Origin of the sequence: Leucobacter sp. NPDC015123, from assembly GCF_043080205.1 — a bacterium.
In the GTDB taxonomy this organism is placed as follows: domain Bacteria; phylum Actinomycetota; class Actinomycetes; order Actinomycetales; family Microbacteriaceae; genus Leucobacter; species Leucobacter aridicollis_A.
Genome location: NZ_JBIBVH010000005.1, coordinates 56,759 through 76,587 on the forward strand (window position 1 = coordinate 56,759; position 19,829 = coordinate 76,587).

Consider the following 19,829-nt stretch of genomic DNA (forward strand, 5'->3'; position numbering starts at 1 on the left):
CGGGGGTACGCTGAGGCCATGGCCAGGCGACCAGTTCAAGATCCGTCGGAGCAGCACGGAGCGCGGTCGGCCCTGCGTGACCCGGTGGGACCGGAGGATCGAAGCGTCTACGTCAAGCGCAGACTCATCGTCTTGCTCGGCCTTGTCGCAGTCATTGTCGCGATCGTGTTGATCGTGGTGCGACCCGGGGCTGCGGCACCAGACGATGCACAGGATGTCAAGATTCCGTCTGATGTCGCTGAGACCCCGAAGGCTGACACCGCGAAGGCCGGTGAGCCAGTCGCGTGCGCGAAGGCGGCGCTCGAGGTGACGCCGGTGACAGATCTGGGCTCGTACGGCGAGGGCGAGTTTCCTCAGTTGTCGCTCACTGTGAAGAACACTGGCAAGGACTCCTGCATCGCCGACCTCGGCACAGCGGGCATGAGCTTCACCGTGTCGAGCGGCAGCGACGACGTGTGGCGTTCGACTGACTGCCAGACGAATGCTGAGTCGCTTCCCGTGGTGCTGAAGGCCGGGGAGACCTTGGAGAGTGAGCCTGTCTCCTGGGACCGCACGAGGTCGAGCACTGAGACTTGCGAGATCACTCGTGATCCTGTCGTTGCGGGTGGCGCCTCGTATCACCTGAGCGCCGGTGCTGGTGGGGCTGAGAGCGAGGAGACGGCTCAGTTTCTTCTGTACTGACGACCTGCATGCCGCGGACAGAGGCGAGGCGCCCATGCTTCACTGGGTTTCGATAGCAGCGCCCGCGTAGACTTGCGATATGACACAGCTGCCTCCTGACAACGACCCGAACCAGAAGCCCGAGGACGGTACGACCGACCCCAGCGCCCCTGCCGTCCAGTCGTTTCCGCAGCGGCCCGCACAAGCGTGGGAACAGCCGACCGGTCAGCCGACGTCTGAACAGCCGGGCGGCGCACAGCCGAGCTACCAACAGCCGAGCTACGCGCAGCCAGGATACGGCCAGCAGGGATACCCTGTCGGGCAGCAGTATGCGCCCGCCGCGCCGCCAACGAACGTCTTCGCGATCGTCGGGTTCATCGCCGTATTCTTCTCGGGAATCGTCGGCGTCATCCTCGGCCACATCGCGCTGAGCAAGATCAAGCGCACCGGCGAGGGCGGGCGCGGGCTCGCGCTCGCGGCGACGATCATTGGCTACGTGCGCATTGGGCTGAGCATCCTCGGCACGATTCTGTTCTTCGTCTTCATGGGCGTGTTTGGTGCGTTCGGTTCGGCGTACAACTCATCGTACGACTCCGGCACCTATGACCACGGAGACAGCGAATTTCACAACGGCGAGGTCGGCCCGGGCGACGGCATGATTGAGGAATGGGATCCGCGCTTCACCGACATGCCGTGGATCGGCTCCGAGAATGAGGCTGTCTGCACGGCGCTCCTCGCGCCTGAGGTCTCGGTCTTTGATGACCCCGCGACCTACTACGGTGAGCTGCTCGCGGTGTCTGACGACGCCGAGTTCTCGCAGGTCGTTTCTGACATGTTGACGTTTGCCGAGATGGAGGGCCAGCTGACTATGGACCAGTTGAAGCAGCGCGCTGATGCTCAGCAGCAGTGGGCGGAATCCAGCTCACAGCTTGCCGAGGTCTGCATGAACGAGGGCTCGAGCGAGCGCTAGCCACAGGTCCGACGGGCGATTAGCTGCTCCACAGCGCCGACAACGGCGGCTGGGCGCCGAGGATTCGCGCTGCCACACGCCGGCCGGACTCGAGGGCTGCGGTGACCGTAGCCGGATCCTCCTGCCACGTTGCCTCGCCCGCGAAGTGCAGCGTCGCCGACGACCACTCGCGCGCGACTCCCTGTGGCTCGGAAGGACCGCCAAGCGGGGTTGCGATCCGTTCGTGGTCGGCAGGCGACGACCCAACAGTCATGTAGGCGTAGGAGCCGCGCGAGAACTCGTCGTCTTGCCACCGTGTGACACGAACGCGACTGGGATCGGGGATGCTCGCGCCGTAGATGTCTCGGAGCGCGCTCATCACCGAGTCGGCAATGCGGTCGTCGCTCCAGCCACGCGTCGCGAGTGCGCAGTCAGCCGCGGCAAAGGTCAACAGCGTGGGCTCACCACTCAGCCGCGTGAGATCGTACCAAGAGTGCCACCACGCTGCGCGCTCACCCTGCCTTCGGATCGCGTACACGTCAGGTTCCCAGAACCGCTCGTCGAAATGCAAGAAGACTTTTTCGAACGCGTTCATCGTGAGGCGAGACAGCGGGCCGCTGACTTCTTCTGGCAGCGGCGGATCGAACGCAATCGCGCCTGATCTGAGTACCCCGACCGGCGCCGTCACGACCACCCGGTCGGTATGGAAACTTGCGCCATCGGTTGAGACAGCAACGGGTGCGACAGTTGAGCCGGGCGTAGGCGGGGCCGACCATCTGACTTGGCGCACAGCGTGTCCGAGCTTAATGTCGATCCCGCTCGCTATCCCGCTCGCGAGCGCGTCGTAGCCGCCAGGGAAAACGACCTCGTCACCCTCAACCTCGTCGTCGTCAAGCCCGTGCGCATCAAGTCGAGACGCGTCGACGCCGTACTGCTCCTCCGCGCGGTGCCGAAGATGCTCAACGACGCGGGTCGCCCGCTCGCCGTCCCAACCACCGGCACGCGAGACAGCGTCGACCGCGGTGGCCGCTGCCTCCGCGTACGTGTGGCCCGCGGGTAACGAGGCGATGACCGTCGACAGGCGTCGATCGACCGCGGCGACGTCAGCGACAAACGCGTCCCGGGCAGCGGCACTCAGCGGTTCGCCCGATGGGGCGTAGTAGGCGATGGGTCGCCCGCCTGCTTGGTAGCTGCCGACAGTGAACTCGACCATGTCAAGGCCGAGCCCCAGCGCGACGGCCCGAACTGAGCTGTCGGTGATCCCGTGAATCCAGGAGCCGCCAACGTCGGTGACGCTCCCACCGACATGCTCTGAGTGTAGCCTGCCGCCAACCCTGTCGCGTGCTTCGAGCACGGCGACCCGTTGACCAGCGTGCGCGAGCAGCCGAGCCGCGGTCAGGCCCGCGACGCCAGCCCCGACAACGATCGTGTCGTAGCGCTCCATGGGCTATCGACCTGCGACTGCGCGCCCTGCAGCGCGCCCCGAGAACAGGCAGCCGCCGAGGAATGTCCCTTCGAGCGCGTTGTAGCCGTGTACACCGCCGCCACCGAACCCGGCCGCCTCGCCAACGGCGTAGAGCCCCGGAATCGGCGAACCGTTCGTATCGAGCGCTCGCGACGACAGGTCAGTTTGTACCCCACCGAGCGACTTACGGGTGAGCACGTGCAGCTTGATGCCGACGAGCGGGCCAGCTGACTCGTCGAGAAGCTTGTGCGGCTTTGTCGTACGGGTCAGCCTGTCGCCGAGGTAGCGGCGCGAGTTATGCACGCTCATCGCCTGCGCGTCTTTCGAGAAAGGGTTCTCGAACTCGGCGTCGCGGGCGCGAATAACCCGCTCGACAGCCGCCGCATCGAGCAGCGGCTCGTCCGTGAGGTCGTTCATCTTCGCGACGAGCTCGGCGACGGACTCGGCGGTGACAAAATCCACGCCTCTGTCAATGAAGGCCTGCACAGGCCCCGGTGCCCCCTTCCCGAGGCGGGTCTTCATGAGCAGTTTCTTGTCTCGGTTCGTGAGGTCAGGGTTTTGCTCCGAGCCAGAGAGGGCGAACTCCTTCGCGGCAATGCGGCTCGTCACGATGAACCAGGAGTGGTCGTGCTCGGAAAGACCAGGGAGCGTGCGCAGCAGCTTCAGCGTGCCAAGAGTGTCATGGCCAGGCAGGCCCGGAGCTGGTAGGCGGCGGCCGAGTGCGTCGAGCCAGAGCGGCGACGGACCGGGCAGGATGCGAATCGCATGCTTCGGCCAGACGGGATACCAGTTCTTGATACCTTCGGTGTAGTGCCACATGCGATCCTGGTTGACGATTCTCGCTCCCGCATCACCCGTGATCGCGAGCATACGCCCATCGACATATGCAGGGACGCCTGTCACCATTTCCCGCGGGGGAGTGCCGAGGCGTTCGGGCCAGTGCTCGCGAACGAGATCGTGGTTGCCGCCGATGCCGCCGCTCGCGACGATGACGTTCGGCGCCCGCAACTCGAACGTATCGACCTCGTCGCGGTTCGACGCGGCACCGCGGTCGCCGTTGTCTGGCGCGAGCACCGCACCCCGCACGCCAACGACCGCGCCGCTCTCGACGATGAGTTCGTCGACCCGGTGCCTGTGCTTGAACTGGGTACGGCCCGCCGCGACAGCCTCCGATGCCGACTCTACGAACGGCCGCACGACCCCGGTCCCTGTGCCCCATGACACGTGAAAACGTGGCACCGAGTTTCCGTGACCCGTCGCAGTGAGATCGCCACGCTCGGCCCAGCCGACCATTGGGGTGAGATCAATCCCGACCTCGCGCAGCCACGCACGCTTCTCGCCCGCCGCCCATTCGACGTAGGCGCGACCCCACCGCGCCGCCCAGTGATCCTCAGCCGGTGGGCCTTCGGTCCCGCTCGGACCGTCGGCAGCGTCGGGGATCCTGTCCCACTTGGCGCTGCCCTGCCAGTCCTGCCAGGCGAGCTCGAACGAGTCCTTGACTCCGAGCCGGCGCTGCTCAGGGGAGTCGACGAGGAAGAGCCCACCAAACGACCACCATGCCTGGCCGCCGACGTTCTGCGGGCCTTCCTGATCAACGATGATCGTGCGCAGCCCGGCAGCGTACGCCTCCCGCGCGGCGACAAGCCCGGAGAGTCCAGCACCTACGACAATGACATCAGCGTCCATGCCGCAATGCTACGCGGAGGTGCTGCCTTCGGCGAACTTTTCGGCGCGATCCTGACCGGTGAGCTCGTGAATCGCCCCCATTATCCGCGCAGTCGCTTCTCGCCTCGCGCGGCCAGCGGGGAGGCCGCCGAGGTCGCGGAGATCGAGCGGGCCACCGAACTCGATCGACACCCGCGTTCGCCGCCCAGTGCGGGGGTCGCGCAACTTCCGATTCGTGCCGCGGAGCCCGACAGGCACGACAACCGCCCCGGTCTCGTTGGCGAGCCAGGCCGCACCGCTGCGCCCGCGGTAGAGCCTGCCGTCCTTTGACCGGCTGCCCTCGGGGAACACGACGAAGGCGCTCCCCGCGTCGAGCACCTCCCGGCCCGCGTCGAGTGCGGCCTGCGCGGTCGAGCTTGAGCCGCGGTGCACAGCAACCGCGCCAATGCCAGTGAAGAACCAGCGGCCGAGCCGACTGCCGAAGAGCGATGCCTTCGCGAGAAACTGCACGCGGCGCGGAGTGAACGACGGGATCAGGATCGTGTCGAGCATCGACTCGTGATTGCTCACCAGGAGGAGCGGGCCCGTGTGGGGGACGTGCTCGCGGCCGGTGATACGCGGGCGGTAGAGCACCCACAGCACGGGCTTTAAGATGGCGCGCCCGATAAAGAAAATGGGGCCTGTGCGCGCCGGTTTCGCGGGAGTAGTCACCGCACGAGTGTAGCGGCACTGGTATGCCGCGGCCGGGTGCGCGTGCCCGCGAGCGCTCCTGGACACCGCGCTGCGCGAGCTACGAATAATCCGGCGCCGCAGGCAGCCCAAAGAACTCCTCGAGCGTCGCAACCCCCTGCTCGCGCATCTCGAGCGCGAGCTCAGTGCCGACAAACCTGAAATGCCAGGGCTCCGGCATGAACCCGGTGACCTGCTCCTTGCCGTCTGGATACCTGATGACGAACCCGTAGTCCGCCGCGTGCTGGGCGAGCCAGGAGCCCGTGGGCGTATCCCCGAAGCAGCCGTCGAGGTAGCAGTCGCCATGGTCATCGAGATCGACGACGAGCCCAGTCTGGTGTTCCGAGTGCCCCGGCCGTGCCGAGTACCGGTCTGCAGCCTCGGCGCCGTCGCGGTCGACGTAGCCGTCGTAGAGGGCGACCTGGGTGCTGTAGTCGCGGTAGGCGCTGATGATCCACACGGTGTGGCCCGCATCGGAGGCAGCGCCGATGAGTGCCTCAACTGCTCGGGCAGCTGGTTCCCGCAGTGGCTGGGCGAACTCGTTCTCGACGCCAGATGTTGCAACGAGATCGCTCGGCGCCCAGTCAACCGGCTGCAACGGCCGTGTCTTGTTTGTTACGACCCAGAGCGATGCCGGGTCATCGATCGACTGCGCACTCTTGTCGAACCCTGGTTCCACCGGTGAAGGATCTGGTGTCTGCGAGGTCTCAGGCTTTGGCGAGGGCGTGGACCCTTGGGTATCCGGCGCTGCTGGCCCGCCTGAGGCACACCCTGTGAAGAGGGTCAGGCAGACGAGCGCGGCTGCGCCGGCCGAGGCAGCATTGCGACGCACGCCTGAGCGGCGCACAGCGCCTGTGGAGGCGGCCGTGACCGGGACGTTGCCGAGCGAGACGAGCTTCATAGGCTCAGCCTAACGAAGCCTTTAAGCTGAACCTGTGGCTGACAACACGCAACTTGACCCCCGCCGTAGCGATTCCGCTCGCCCGAAGCGCACCGCGCTCATCGCCGTCATCATCGCCGCAGTGCTGCTGCTCGGCGGGGCGGCGGTCGCCGCGGTGCTGCTGCTGGGAGGATCGAGCGATCCTGACCCCGCGCCGAAGCCCGCGCCCAGCCCGTCGCCGACGGCCGACTCGGCTGAGGAACCCGCCGGTCCGGCCCCAATCCACGTCATTGCCATGGGCGACATGCTGCCGCACGACTCCGTGAATGAGAACGCCAAGCAGCCCGACGGAAGCTACAGCTACGCACCGTTTTTCGACGGGATCAAGACGCAGCTCGACGCTGCAGATGTCACCTTCTGTAACCAGGAGGTGCCAAGTGCCGGCGTTGACTTCGGCATCAGCGGCTACCCGACATTCAACGCCCCGACAGAGTTTGCGCGCGACTTGCGCGAAGCGGGAGGGTGCGACCTGATTAACCTCGCGACAAACCATAACGCGGACAAGGGGATCGAGGGGATAGCTGCGACGCGCGCAGCGTGGGATGCGCTTTCGCCCGCAATTGTGAGCGGCGCAAATCGTAACGCCGAAGAGCAGGGAACCGTCGACATTTTCGACAAGGATGGGACGAGCATTGCCCTCGTTTCGTTTGCAGAGTTCTCAAACGCGCCGGTCGACAAGGTCTCCATGAACTTCATGGACGACGACGCGCTCGTCGACAGGCTGATGGCGCAGGCTCGCGAGAAGGCCGACGTTGTCATCGTTTCCGCCCACTGGGGCACCGAAGACTCGCATGAGGTCAACGATGCGCAGCGGAGCTTTGCAGCGAAACTCGCCGGGCTTGGCGCTGATGTGGTCGTGGGCACTGGCCCTCACGTGCTGCAGCCAGTGACGTGGCTCGATAAGGCGGGGGGCGGAAAGACTCTCGTTTGGTACTCGATCGGCAACATGCTGAGTACGCAGCTCGAACTCGATCAGCGCACTGGGGTCATCGCCGGGTTCGACGTCGTGCGAGGCGACGATGGAAGCGTGAAAATTGAGAATCCGACAGCGATTCCCACCTACATGCACTACGACTGGAGCGCGGAGCAGGAGATAGCCGGCGAACTTGCTGCACGCCACAATCTTTCACTCACTCCGCTCGCCGACTCAGACGACCTCCTGAAACGCACACGCTTTGGTGTCACCGCAGCCGCTCAGCTTGCAGCAACAACGAGCATTCTTGGCCCGGACGTGCGGGTCGTGGAGCGATAACCGGCGGAAGCGCCTGAAACGGATCTTTCACTGGCAGAATAAGAGCATGGCGATAGGAACCGCAGACCTTCCAGACCCCGACGGCCCGGAGGATCGCCCCGCGCCCGCAGGGAATCCGGGCTGGCTCAACGAGGAAGAACTGCTCTTCGTGCGCGGCCGGATTCCTGTGCTGTACGTCGAGGCCGTGCCAGTGAGGCTCGACGGCCTCGGCAAAGTCATCGAGGTTGGCTTGCTGCTCCGCAGCACACCGGAGGGACACCTGACGCGGGCATTCGTCTCCGGTCGAGTGCGGTTCGGGGAGCCGTTGCGTGAGGCGCTCTTTCGCCACCTCGAGAACGATCTCGGGCCGATGGCGTTTCCACAGATGCCGACGACGCTGATGCCCGCACAGGTCGCCGAGTACTTCCCGATGCCTGGCATCTCGCAGTACGTCGACGAGCGTCAACATGCCGTCTCACTCGTATACGTTGTGCCAGTGACGGGCAGCTGCGACCCCCGCCAAGACGCGCTTGAGGTGACCTGGATGACCCCGGAGGACGCGCTTGCTGCTGACACCCTTTCAGAGCTTCCAGGCGGGCGCGGCGAGCTGCTGCGCCAAGTTTTGAGCACTGTCGGCTGCTGAGGTGTTGAGGTGCTGAGGTGCTGAGGTGCTGCGGGCTGCTGGTCTGCGAATCGCGGGTACTTACGCGGCCCGGCGCTCCCACACGATGAGGTGCGCCCGTGAGAACCCCCTGGAGCACTTCGCGCACGACGCTTCGCGCACGGGCTTGCGGAACCGGTAGTGCTCGTGCCCGCCTGGGCAGCGACCCACCCAGGGCGCGCGCTCGTGGGCGATCTCGCCCTGATGCGTGCGCCCGCCAACGTATCCGAGATCGCGGGCGATGCGCGCCCACTTCGGTCCGTGAGCGGCTGCAGGCCCCGCGATCGCATGTGCGACCTCGTGGAGCAGGATTTGGTGGACCTCGTCGTCGTCAAATTTCTCGGCAAGATACTTCGAGACGCTGATGCGGCGATCCGTGTAGTTACAGAGCCCCGCACGCCGCTTCGCATTGTCGAATGCGAACGTCCATTCGCCGGACCCGAATAGCGGGTCTAGGTGATGCCTGATCAGCGCGTTGGCCCAGTGCCTGACGCGGTCGAGTTCACTCATTGCTAGGCGCCGAAGATGCCTGGCGAAGGCGCGGGAGAGTCGACGGCCGTCGCATCAGTGACGGCTCGGGTCGAACCTACGAGCTCTGTGAGCTCTCGGCCCTCCAGCAGCCGCGCCGGGTGAGGTCCGCCTGCGAGGAGCCGCGGGAGCCAGTCGAGCTCGCCAACGGGGGAGCCTGGAGCCGCGTTTGAGGCGATGATGACGACATTGCCAAACCGGCGGCCCTTCAGCACCTGGGGTTCGGCGACGGCGACGACCTCAGAGAACAGCGCTTTGAGCGTCGCAAGCTGGCCGCGCACGAATGGAAGTCCGGTTCCGTCAGCCGCGTTGACAACCACCAGACCGTTCGGAGCGAGGAGCGGGCGCACGAGCTCATAGAACTCCACACTCGAGACGTGGGCTGGAGTTTGGGAGCCCGAGAAGATGTCAACAACAACGAGGTCCATTGCGCCATGCATTCCCGCGGGGAGTTTGCCGAGTACGGCGCGCGCGTCGCCGTGGCGCACCCGGATACTTGCTCGCTTTGGAAGCGGGGCGGCCTCGCGTACGAGATCAACGAGCGCGCTTTCAAGCTCAACGACCTGCTGGCGGCTCCCAGGCCTCGTCGCCTCGACGTAGCGGGGAAGTGAGAACGCCCCGCCACCTAGGTGGAGCGCCGAAATGGGTTCGCTTGGGGGCCGAAACAGATCGATGACGTGGCCGATGCGCCGCATGTACTCAAAGAAGAGATCGGACGGGTCACGCAGGTTCACGTGTGACTGTGGGGTCCCGTCGATCACGAGCTCGATGGCGCCGTCGACCCACTTATCGGCCTCAATTGATGCCGTGCGCCCAGAGGCGAGTGTGACGGGCTCGGGGAGGATCACACCAGCCCAAGCTCGGCGAGCTTCGAGCGCATATCTGCATCGCTCGGCTCGACCTGATGGGTGCCATCTGGATACGTGATGACAGGGATATTCTTGCGACCGCTGATGTCGGCAGCAACGTCCGCCGCCTCCGGGGTCTCGACAAGGTCAATCCACTCGTAGGCGACCTGTGCTTCGCCGAACACACGCTTCGCGCGTCGGCAGTCGCCGCACCAGTCAGCGCCGAAGATGCGGATGCTGGGGGTCTCGGTCTGCTCGTTCTCGCTCATGCCGCTAATCTTACGTTCTTCACCATCGACGTGGGGCGGGCTTCGCGCACCTGTGGATTATCTCGTCGGCGGTCTGTGCCATACCCTGCGAGCGATGACAGCCGCGGAAACGCCGACAAGTGCGCCAGCGACAGTGTCGCTCAGATAGTGCACGCCGAGTGCGGTCCGGCTCCACATCATCGCAAGTGTCCAGGCGACAGCAGCGATCCAGATCCAGGCCACCGACGACTTTGTGACAAATGTCGCCCCGCTCTCGTACACGGAAGAGACCGCGTAGGCAAGCGATACCGCGAGCGCGGCCGCCCCCATCGAATGCCCAGACGGGAAGGAGGACCCATCCCACGGATACAGTGCCTCCATTGGACGCGGTCGCGCAACCAGGTACTTCAGAGTCTCTGAGAGTGCGACGCCGAGGAGCAGAGCGGTCGCGAGCGCGGCGGCCTCCCGCAGAAACCGGCGGGTGAGCAGTAGCGCGCAAGCGACGGCACCGCACGCAGCGACGCCGACACCCGAGCCGATCTCTGCCATGAACGCTGCGACAGTGAAGGAGACCGACCCCGGCGAAAGCCGTGCTGCCTCGCGCCATGAATTGTCGAGGGGGAGTGGTCCGCTCTGGACGAAATGGAAGTACGCACCGAGCCCGGCCACCGCGAGGATCGCGAGAGACGCCCAGAGAACTGGGAGCACGGGCTTGGAATGCATTCCTTCACAGTAACGGCCGTGCCTGCCGTGTGGCTGGTAGGGAGCTTCGGGGAAGCTGAACCCCGCGAGGATCAGCCGGGGTAGGGCCCCGGCGGATCAGTCGGAACCGGGCCAGCCGGTGGAGAGTAGGGGCCGGCCGTCGGTGTTGGCGGAGCTGGCGGCGCGGCGACAAACGGATCTGCAAGCTGTGCTGGCGCGTACCCGGCCGCCCGCGCTGAGTGATAGTTGTACAGCGAGAACGCCAGCGCATCGCTTCGCGTGCGAGCGTCAAGGTAGGCGTTCGCGGCCACAACGGCCGACACCGGCAGAAGCCCGGCGCTGCCGATGAACACGGGGAGGCTCCCGAGGTAGGTGGCGAGTACGCGCGGGCCGGTGATCCCTGTCTCTAAGACAGCGTTCGGCAAAAGCGCGGCGATAAGTACCACGACGATGAGCGTGAGCACGCCGACGAAGGCAATGTACGCGAGCCCAAGGAGGACGTACACGCCTACCAGCCGCCAGCCGCGCCCGCGAGTGAGCTCCCACGAACGCCGAAGTGCAGCCCACGCGGTGACATGCTCGCAGACGATGATGGCGGGGGCGAGGGTGATGCGCACCGACAGCCACGAGAGCGGGACCGCGATTCCGAGGCCCAGGAGCGCGAACAGCAGTAGGGCAGGGCCTACGGCCGAAGTCGCGGCGGCGACCGTAGCGACCACGAATGCAACAACGAACACGACGATACCCATGACAATGGCCAAGGCGATCCCGAACGCCAAGAGAAGGCCGCCGTACCCCATGAGCCTGCCAAGCTGCGCGCGAGTCGCCGCCCACAACTCGCCTGCGGTTGCGCGGTGCCCGAGTGCCTCAAAGCGCACGCCGTTGGCCACGTAGCCCTGCAGGACCGCTCCGCCAAGCATCGAGATCACGAGATAGATGATCGACGTGAAGAATGTCAGCAGGGCGATGCCGATAGTGCTTGCGTCTGCGCGGGGGCCACCTGGTTCCCCGATGCCAGCAGCATCGAACACTGCTGTCGGCACTGCAAACACAAGGTGAACCGCCAGGGGCAGAAGCATCGCCCACACCACGAGGGGTTTCAGGTTCTGGGTAACCGCGGTGAATCCTCGCGAGATGATCGTGCCGACTGAGAGTGGCCCGGGCAACAGGGGTGGGACGGGCGTGCCTACCGGGCGGGGGTTGTGCGCTGATGCGTGAGAAGTCACTCGCTTCACTGCTCCTGGGGTGCCGGAATGTTTGGTCCGTGCCCCCACACACGTTGTACAGTCTTGCACGCTTGCGGGAGACCCTCGCAACCGGGAGCAAAGAAGTCCTTGTCAGCAGGTAACGATGGTGTTACAGTAGAAAGCTGCACTATGGACACGAGTCTGCCTTCATATAGCGGAAGGCCCCGGGAGTTGGCGCGAAAGCGCATATGAACCCCGTGTGACCGCAGAGCATTTCTTCGCAAGACCAAGTCAATCGGCCCGACGGGGCCCACGGAGGTACTTCCTTGGCTGCTGCGCGCAACGCATCGTCCACCAATAATCCGAAGAACGGTCGCAACCACTCGCGACTCTCATTCGCCAAGATTTCCGACACGCTGTCGGTGCCGAACCTGCTGGCACTACAGCTCGAGAGCTTCGACTGGCTCGTCGGCAACGACGCGTGGTCTGCACGCGTCGAAGAGGCACAGGCTCAGGGGCGCGATGACATCGCGCTGAAGAGCGGTCTCGAGGAGATCTTCGAGGAGATGTCCCCGATCGAGGACAACGCTGGCACCATGCAGCTCTCGTTCGAGAACCCGATCCTCGACGAGCAGAAGTTCTCGATCGACGAGTGCAAGGAGCGTGGCAAGACCTACTCGGCTCCCCTCTACGTTGAGGCGGCGTTCTACAACACCGAGACCCAGGTGCTGAAGAGCCAGACTGTCTACATGGGCGACTTCCCGCTCATGACAGACAAGGGCACCTTCATCATCAACGGCACCGAGCGCGTCATCGTGTCGCAGCTCGTCCGTTCGCCCGGCGTCTACTTCGAGCGTCAGCAGGAGAAGACCTCCGATAAGGACGTGTTCTCGGCACGCGTCATCCCGAGCCGCGGTGCATGGCTCGAGTTCGAGATCGACAAGCGTGACCAGGTCGGCGTCCGTATCGATCGCAAGCGCAAGCAGTCGGTCACCGTGTTCCTGAAGGCGCTCGGCATGACAACCGGCGAGATCCTCGAGGAGTTCGCAGGGTACGAGTCGATCGCCCTCACCCTTGAGAAGGACGGCATCGTCGAGAAGGAAGGCGTCAGCCTTCAAGAGGAAGCCCTCAAGGACATCTACCGCAAGCAGCGCCCGGGCGAGCAGGTTGCGATCGAGGCTGCGCGCGCGCTCCTCGACAACAGCTACTTCAACCCGAAGCGCTACGACCTCGCGAAGGTCGGCCGCTACAAGATCAACCGCAAGCTCGGCCTCGAGGCTCCGATCACCGACTCGGTGCTCTCGCTCGAAGACATCGTTGCGACGATCAAGTACCTCGTCGGCCTGCACGCAGGCACCGAGACGCTTCCCGGCACCCGCGAGGGCAAGGCATTCGACAACCGCCTGGACACCGACGACATTGACCACTTCGGCAACCGTCGTATCCGCGCCGTTGGCGAGCTGATCCAGAACCAGGTCCGCACGGGCCTCAGCCGCATGGAGCGCGTCGTCCGCGAGCGCATGACCACGCAGGACATCGAAGCGATCACGCCGAACACGCTGATCAACACGCGTCCCGTGCTCGCAGCGATCAAGGAGTTCTTCGGAACCTCGCAGCTGTCGCAGTTCATGGACCAGAACAACCCGCTCGCGGGCCTCACCAACAAGCGTCGTCTGTCGGCGCTCGGCCCCGGTGGTCTCTCCCGTGACCGCGCAGGCGTCGAGGTGCGAGACGTTCACCCGTCGCACTACGGCCGCATGTGCCCGATTGAGACCCCTGAAGGCCCGAACATTGGTCTGATTGGTGCGCTCGCAACGTTCGCACGCATCAACGCCTTTGGCTTCATCGAGACCCCGTACCGTCGCATCGTTGACGGCACCGTCACCGACCAGGTCGACTACCTCACCGCCCACGAAGAGGACGAGTTCCTCATCGCGCAGGCCGGTGCTCCCGTCGACAAGGACGGCAAGTTCGCCGAGAAGCAGGTCCTCGCTCGCCCCCGTGGCTCCGAGGTGCAGCTCGTCGACGCCGACCAGGTTCAGTACATGGACGTCTCGGCCCGCCAGATGGTGTCGGTTGCGACTTCGCTGATTCCGTTCCTCGAGCACGACGATGCGAACCGCGCGCTCATGGGTGCGAACATGCAGCGTCAGGCTGTTCCGCTCGTTCGCTCCGAGTCGCCGCTTGTCGGCACCGGCATGGAGGGCTACGCAGCCATCGACGCCGGCGACGTTATCGTCGCTGAGCAGGCTGGCGTGATCCAGGACGTGTCGGCTGACGTAGTCACCGTGATGCTCGATGAGGGCGGCACGAAGAAGTACTACATGCGCAAGTTCGACCGCTCGAACCAGGGCACGAACTACAACCACCGCGTCATCGTCAAGGCTGGCGAGCGGATCGAGGCCGGCGAGGTTATCGCCGACGGCCCCGCAACCGAGAACGGTGAGCTCGCGCTTGGCAAGAACCTCCTCGTAGCGTTCATGCCGTGGGAGGGTCACAACTTCGAGGACGCGATCATCCTCAGCCAGAACCTCGTGAAGGACGACACGCTGTCGTCCATCCACATCGAGGAGTACGACGTCGACGCGCGCGACACCAAGCTCGGTAAGGAAGAGATCACTCGCGATCTCCCCAACGCGAGCATGGAAGCGCTGAAGGATCTCGACGAGCGCGGCATCATCCGGATCGGCGCAGAGGTCAACCCGGGCGACATCCTCGTCGGCAAGGTGACCCCGAAGGGCGAGACCGAGCTCTCGGCCGAGGAGCGCCTGCTCCGCGCAATCTTCAACGAGAAGAGCCGCGAGGTTCGCGACACCTCGCTGAAGGTGCCGCACGGCGTTGCAGGCACCGTCACCTCCGTGAAGGTGTTCGACGCTGAGAACGACAACGACGATGACCTCGGGTCGGGCGTCAACCAGCGCGTAGTGGTCTACATTGCGCAGAAGCGTAAGATCACCGAGGGCGACAAGCTTGCTGGCCGTCACGGCAACAAGGGCGTCATCTCGAAGATCCTGCCTGTCGAGGACATGCCGTTCCTCGAAGACGGAACGCCTGTCGACGTGATCCTCAACCCGCTCGGTATCCCGGGCCGAATGAACTTCGGTCAGGTCCTCGAGATCCACCTCGGCTGGATCGCGAAGCAGGGCTGGAAGGTCGACGGTTCGCCTGAGTGGGCTGCGAAGCTTGCTGAGTCGGCGCTCCAGGCTGAGCCGAACACGAAGGTTGCGACCCCCGTGTTCGACGGCGCCTCGGAGCTCGAAATCGCGGGTCTCCTCGACTCGACGACTCCGAACCGTGACGGTGAGCGCCTCATCGACTCGAGCGGAAAGACCCGTCTGTTTGACGGTCGCTCGGGCGAGCCGTACCCGTACCCGATCTCGGTCGGCTACATGTACATCCTGAAGCTGCACCACCTCGTCGACGACAAGATCCACGCGCGTTCGACTGGCCCGTACTCGATGATCACCCAGCAGCCCCTCGGTGGCAAGGCGCAGTTCGGTGGACAGCGCTTCGGTGAGATGGAAGTGTGGGCCCTCGAGGCCTACGGTGCCGCGTACGCGCTCCAGGAGCTGCTCACGGTCAAGTCCGACGACATCCTCGGCCGCGTGAAGGTCTACGAGGCCATCGTCCGTGGCGAGAACATTCCGGAGCCGGGCGTGCCCGAGTCGTTCCGAGTGCTCATGAAGGAAATGCAGTCGCTCTGCCTGAACGTTGAGGTGCTCGGAGCCGACGGCAACGCCGTCAGCCTGCGCGACAACGACGACGAGGCGCACCGCACAGCGGAAGAGCTCGGTATTAACCTGTCCACTCGCTTCGAGGCAGCTTCGGCTGACGAGATCTAAGTAGGCTGCGCCCCGCCTACGGGCGGGGCCGCCGCCGCTTCAGAAATTTTAAGTTTTCACCAAGGAGAACATTTTGCTCGAGGGTACGAGTTTCAATGAGCTGCAGATTCGTCTGGCGACCGCCGAAGATATCCGTGGCTGGTCGTTCGGCGAGGTCAAGAAGCCGGAGACAATCAATTACCGCACGCTGAAGCCTGAGAAGGATGGTCTGTTCGGCGAGCAGATCTTCGGTCCTAGCCGCGACTGGGAGTGCGCGTGTGGCAAGTACAAGCGTGTGCGTTACAAGGGCATCGTTTGTGAGCGTTGTGGCGTAGAGGTCACCAAGTCGAGCGTTCGTCGTGAGCGCATGGGCCACATCGAGCTCGCAGCTCCCGTGACCCACATCTGGTACTTCAAGGGCGTGCCGTCACGCCTCGGCTACCTGCTCGACATGGCGCCGAAGGACCTCGAGAAGGTCATCTACTTCGCCGCCTACATGATCATCGACATCGATGAAGAGGGCCGCCACGAAGACATGGCAGAGCTTGAGGCCGAGCTGCGGCTCGAGCTGAAGGCACTGTCCGATCAGCGTGACATCGCTGTTGCTCAGCGTCAGCAGCAGGCTGAGACCGATCTAGCTGCGCTCGAGGCTGAGGGCGCGAAGGCTGACCAGCGCCGCCGCGCAGAGGCCTCGGCTGAGAAGGACATGACCTTGATCCGCCGCGGCTTCGACGACGACATCGCTCGTCTCGAGCGCGTCTGGGACGACTTCCGCAACCTCAAGGTTGGCGACCTCAAGCCCGAGGACGCTGTCTTCGCAGACCTCATGGACCGCTACGGCGACTACTTCGAGGCCTACATGGGCGCGGAGGCCATCAAGAAGCGCCTTGAGGCGTTCGACCTTGAGGCAGAGGCCGAGACGCTTCACCTTCAGATCGCCGAGGGCAAGGGCCAGAAGAAGATCCGTGCGATCAAGCGCCTGAAGGTCGTCAGCGCCTTCCTGCAGACCGGTGCAAGCCCGGCCGCTATGGTGCTCGACGTCGTTCCCGTGATCCCGCCCGAGCTTCGCCCGATGGTGCAGCTCGACGGTGGCCGCTTCGCGACCTCGGATCTCAACGACCTCTACCGTCGTGTGATCAACCGCAACAACCGTCTGCGCCGCCTGCTCGATCTCGGTGCCCCCGAGATCATCGTGAACAACGAGAAGCGCATGCTGCAGGAAGCCGTCGACGCACTGTTCGACAACGGCCGCCGCGGCCGCCCCGTTACGGGCACCGGCAACCGTGCGCTCAAGTCGCTCTCTGACATGCTCAAGGGCAAGCAGGGTCGTTTCCGTCAGAACCTGCTCGGTAAGCGCGTTGACTACTCGGGCCGTTCGGTGATCGTCGTTGGCCCGCAGCTCAAGCTGCACCAGTGTGGTCTTCCGAAGCAGATGGCGCTCGAGCTGTTCAAGCCGTTCGTTATCAAGCGCCTCATGGACCTCTCGCACGCACAGAACGTGAAGGCCGCGAAGCGCATGGTCGAGCGTTCGCGCTCAGAGGTCTGGGACGTACTCGAGGAGATCATCCGCGAGCGCCCAGTCATGCTGAACCGTGCACCTACCCTGCACCGCCTCGGCATCCAGGCGTTCGAGCCGCAGCTCGTTGAGGGCAAGGCTATCCAGCTACACCCGCTCGTATGTGCAGCGTTCAACGCTGACTTCGACGGCGACCAGATGGCAGTTCACCTGCCGCTGTCGGTTGAGGCGCAGGCTGAGGCACGCGTGCTCATGCTCGCATCGAACAACATCCTGAAGCCGTCTGACGGCCGCCCGGTCACCCTGCCCTCGCAGGATATGATCATCGGTCTGCACCACCTCACCACGGTGAAGCCTGGTGCTGTCGGCGAAGGCCGTGCGTTCGGCTCGATCGCCGAAGCGATCCTGGCCATGGACGAGCACACGCTCGACCTCGGTGCGCTCGCGAAGATCCGCCTGACCGGATACACCGACGCTTCGGGTGTCACTTCGGAGAAGCCCGTGCTCGTCGAGACCACTCTCGGCCGCGCGATCTTCAACGAGGCGCTGCCCGCTGACTACGTGTACTTCGAGCAGGTTGCCGACAAGGGCACGCTCTCGACGCTTGTCAACGACCTCGCAGAGCGCTACCCGAAGGTGGAGGTCGCTGCGACCCTCGACCGCATCAAGGATGCCGGTTTCCACTGGGCAACCCGTTCGGGTGTGACCGTTGCGCTGTCTGACATCGTGACACCGTCGAACAAGGCCGAGATCCTCGCCGCACACGAGACCGAAGCAGCCGCAGTGCAGAAGCGCTTCGACCGCGGTCTCATCACCGAGCAGGAGCGTCACGCAGATCTCGTGAAGATCTGGACCCAGGCAACCGACGAGGTCGCCGAGGCCATGCGCGACGCATTCCCCGCAGACAACACCATCTTCCGCATGGTGTCGTCGGGTGCTCGTGGTAACTGGCTGCAGATCCGTAACATCGCCGGTATGCGTGGCCTCGTGTCCGACCCGAAGGGCGAGATTATCCCGCGCCCGATCATTAACTCGTACCGCGAGGGCCTGTCGGTGGCGGAGTACTTCATCGCGACCCACGGTGCACGTAAGGGTCTTGCCGATACCGCGCTTCGTACCGCCGACTCGGGTTACCTGACGCGTCGTCTGGTTGACGTCTCGCAGGATGTCATCATCCGCGAGGAAGACTGCGGCACGCGCCGCGGCCTCGACCTGCCGATCGCGGCTGAGGTTGACGGCCAGATCGTTCGCGACGAGAACGTCGAGAACTCGGTCTACGCTCGTACCCTCGCTGCTGACGCGGTGAACGCTGCAGGTGACGTTGTTGCTGCTGCGGGCTCCGACGTGGGCGACGTTGCGATCGACATGCTCGTCGGCGCTGGCGTGACCGAGATCAAGGTGCGCTCCGTGCTCACCTGTGAGTCTGCGGTTGGCGTCTGTGCGACTTGCTACGGCCGTTCACTCGCGACCGGCCAGCGCGTTGACATCGGCGAGGCCGTCGGCATCATCGCGGCACAGTCGATTGGTGAGCCGGGTACCCAGCTGACCATGCGTACCTTCCACACCGGTGGTTCGGCTTCGGCTGACGACATCACGCAGGGTCTTCCCCGCGTGCAGGAGCTCTTCGAGGCTCGTACCCCGAAGGGTGCGTCGCCGATCGCTGAGGCCGCAGGCCGTATCACGATCGAAGACACCGAGAAGAGCCGCCGCCTGATCCTCACACCTGACGATGGCACCGAGGAGAAGCAGTACCCCGTACTGAAGCGTTCGACGCTCATCGTCGAGGACGGTCAGCACGTTGAGCTCGGCCAGCCGTTCATCCAGGGAACGCTCGACCCGAAGGACATCCTTCAGGTCGGTTCGACCGAGGGCGGCAAGCACATCCCAGGTGAGCGCGCAGTGCAGAAGTACCTTGTTGAGGGCGTGCAGGGCGTCTACCGTTCGCAGGGCGTGCCGATCCACGATAAGCACATCGAGGTCATCGTTCGCCAGATGCTCCGCAAGGTCACCGTTGTCGACCACGGCGAGACAGAGCTGCTCCCGGGCGAGCTCGTCGACCGGTCGCGCTACCAGCGCATCAACCGCGAGGCACTCGTTGACGGCAAGCGTGCGGCGACCGCGCGCCCCGAGGTCATGGGTATCACCAAGGCATCGCTCGCGACCGAGTCGTGGCTCTCGGCGGCCTCCTTCCAGGAGACCACCCGCGTGCTCACGCAGGCTGCGATGGAGGGATCGAAGGATCCGCTCGTCGGCCTCAAGGAGAACGTCATCATCGGTAAGCTCATCCCGGCTGGTACGGGCCTGAGCACCTACACCGACGTCGAGGTTTCGGCTACGGAAGAGGCTCGCGCCGAGCGTTACCCGAACCGCATGTACGCGGGCGAGGGCACGTTCGACGAGAACGACTTCTCGTTCGTCGACTTCGACACCTTCACCTCTGACGAGTTCAACCCCGGCAACTACAGCTAGCGGGTTCGGCTGCCCGCCTCGCGGGTAGCCGGTCAGACCGAAAAGCGGGCCTCCACCTTCGGGTGGGGGCCCGCTTTTGTGTTCGTTGGGTGCTCCCGCGTGGGGGCACCTGGCCAAGTCGACCTCGTTCACTTGCTGCCGGCCTTGCAGCCCGGGGCGTCCAACAAGCGGTATGGGATCTGCAATTGTGATGTAGCTTCGGCGCTGAAT

The 19,829-nt window shown here is 64.6% G+C and carries 15 protein-coding genes; 6 read left to right on the top strand and 9 right to left on the bottom strand.

What is annotated here, in order from left to right; genetic code table 11:
• The first annotated feature begins 18 nt into the window (after window positions 1-18).
• Window positions 19-681 carry a hypothetical protein gene (locus ACF07D_RS10920; protein WP_255808272.1) on the top strand — a complete coding sequence of 221 codons (663 nt, stop codon included), beginning with the start codon at window positions 19-21 and terminating at the stop codon, window positions 679-681.
• A 79-nt stretch (window positions 682-760) separates the two neighbouring features.
• On the top strand, window positions 761-1,630 hold the full coding sequence (locus ACF07D_RS10925) for a DUF4190 domain-containing protein (RefSeq protein WP_391504917.1): 870 nt from the start codon (window positions 761-763) through the stop codon (window positions 1,628-1,630).
• A gap of 19 nt (window positions 1,631-1,649) precedes the next feature.
• Here the strand turns inward: ACF07D_RS10925 and ACF07D_RS10930 are convergent, their stop codons facing one another.
• The 4 genes from ACF07D_RS10930 to ACF07D_RS10945 form a co-directional block, all read right to left on the bottom strand.
• Window positions 1,650-3,053 carry a flavin monoamine oxidase family protein gene (locus ACF07D_RS10930; RefSeq protein WP_391504918.1) on the bottom strand — a complete coding sequence of 468 codons (1,404 nt, stop codon included), beginning with the start codon at window positions 3,051-3,053 and terminating at the stop codon, window positions 1,650-1,652.
• 3 nt (window positions 3,054-3,056) lie between these two features.
• Window positions 3,057-4,760: an FAD-binding dehydrogenase gene (locus tag ACF07D_RS10935; RefSeq protein WP_391504919.1), complete on the bottom strand. Its 1,704-nt coding sequence runs from the start codon at window positions 4,758-4,760 to the stop codon at window positions 3,057-3,059.
• A gap of 9 nt (window positions 4,761-4,769) precedes the next feature.
• Entirely contained in the window at window positions 4,770-5,450 is a 681-nt protein-coding gene (locus ACF07D_RS10940; protein ID WP_391504920.1) for a lysophospholipid acyltransferase family protein, read from the bottom strand.
• Window positions 5,451-5,529: 79 nt separating this feature from the next.
• On the bottom strand, window positions 5,530-6,369 hold the full coding sequence (locus tag ACF07D_RS10945) for a M15 family metallopeptidase (RefSeq protein ID WP_391504921.1): 840 nt from the start codon (window positions 6,367-6,369) through the stop codon (window positions 5,530-5,532).
• Between the two features lie 34 nt (window positions 6,370-6,403).
• Between ACF07D_RS10945 and ACF07D_RS10950 the strand changes: the two genes are divergently transcribed.
• Both ACF07D_RS10950 and ACF07D_RS10955 read left to right on the top strand, forming a co-directional pair.
• Window positions 6,404-7,660, top strand: a complete 1,257-nt coding sequence (locus ACF07D_RS10950; RefSeq protein WP_391504922.1) for a CapA family protein — start codon at window positions 6,404-6,406, stop codon at window positions 7,658-7,660.
• A gap of 46 nt (window positions 7,661-7,706) precedes the next feature.
• Window positions 7,707-8,282, top strand: a complete 576-nt coding sequence (locus ACF07D_RS10955; RefSeq protein ID WP_391504923.1) for a DUF4916 domain-containing protein — start codon at window positions 7,707-7,709, stop codon at window positions 8,280-8,282.
• A gap of 60 nt (window positions 8,283-8,342) precedes the next feature.
• On the opposite strand, the gene ACF07D_RS10960 is transcribed toward ACF07D_RS10955, so the two are convergent.
• The 5 genes from ACF07D_RS10960 to ACF07D_RS10980 all read right to left on the bottom strand — a co-directional run bounded on the left by ACF07D_RS10960 (window position 8,343) and on the right by ACF07D_RS10980 (window position 11,852).
• Window positions 8,343-8,810 carry a SprT-like domain-containing protein gene (locus ACF07D_RS10960; protein WP_119284782.1) on the bottom strand — a complete coding sequence of 156 codons (468 nt, stop codon included), beginning with the start codon at window positions 8,808-8,810 and terminating at the stop codon, window positions 8,343-8,345.
• Window positions 8,811-8,812: 2 nt separating this feature from the next.
• Window positions 8,813-9,676 carry a spermidine synthase gene (locus tag ACF07D_RS10965; protein WP_391504924.1) on the bottom strand — a complete coding sequence of 288 codons (864 nt, stop codon included), beginning with the start codon at window positions 9,674-9,676 and terminating at the stop codon, window positions 8,813-8,815.
• Window positions 9,673-9,945, bottom strand: coding sequence for a glutaredoxin domain-containing protein (locus tag ACF07D_RS10970; protein WP_119284780.1), 273 nt, complete (start codon window positions 9,943-9,945; stop codon window positions 9,673-9,675). The genes ACF07D_RS10965 and ACF07D_RS10970 overlap by 4 nt, the downstream gene beginning before the upstream one ends.
• A 57-nt stretch (window positions 9,946-10,002) precedes the next feature.
• The gene (locus ACF07D_RS10975; protein WP_391504925.1) at window positions 10,003-10,647 is read right to left on the bottom strand and encodes a phosphatase PAP2 family protein; all 645 of its coding nucleotides are present in this window, start codon (window positions 10,645-10,647) and stop codon (window positions 10,003-10,005) included.
• Window positions 10,648-10,718: 71 nt separating this feature from the next.
• Window positions 10,719-11,852: a hypothetical protein gene (locus tag ACF07D_RS10980; RefSeq protein WP_391504926.1), complete on the bottom strand. Its 1,134-nt coding sequence runs from the start codon at window positions 11,850-11,852 to the stop codon at window positions 10,719-10,721.
• Window positions 11,853-12,139: 287 nt separating this feature from the next.
• Here ACF07D_RS10980 and ACF07D_RS10985 point away from each other — a divergent pair, with 287 nt between their 5' ends.
• A complete protein-coding gene (locus tag ACF07D_RS10985) occupies window positions 12,140-15,655 on the top strand; it encodes a DNA-directed RNA polymerase subunit beta (protein WP_391504927.1) in 3,516 nt (1,171 codons plus the stop codon).
• A gap of 73 nt (window positions 15,656-15,728) precedes the next feature.
• Window positions 15,729-19,619, top strand: a complete 3,891-nt coding sequence (locus ACF07D_RS10990; protein ID WP_391504928.1) for a DNA-directed RNA polymerase subunit beta' — start codon at window positions 15,729-15,731, stop codon at window positions 19,617-19,619.
• The last annotated feature ends 210 nt before the right edge of the window (window positions 19,620-19,829 follow it).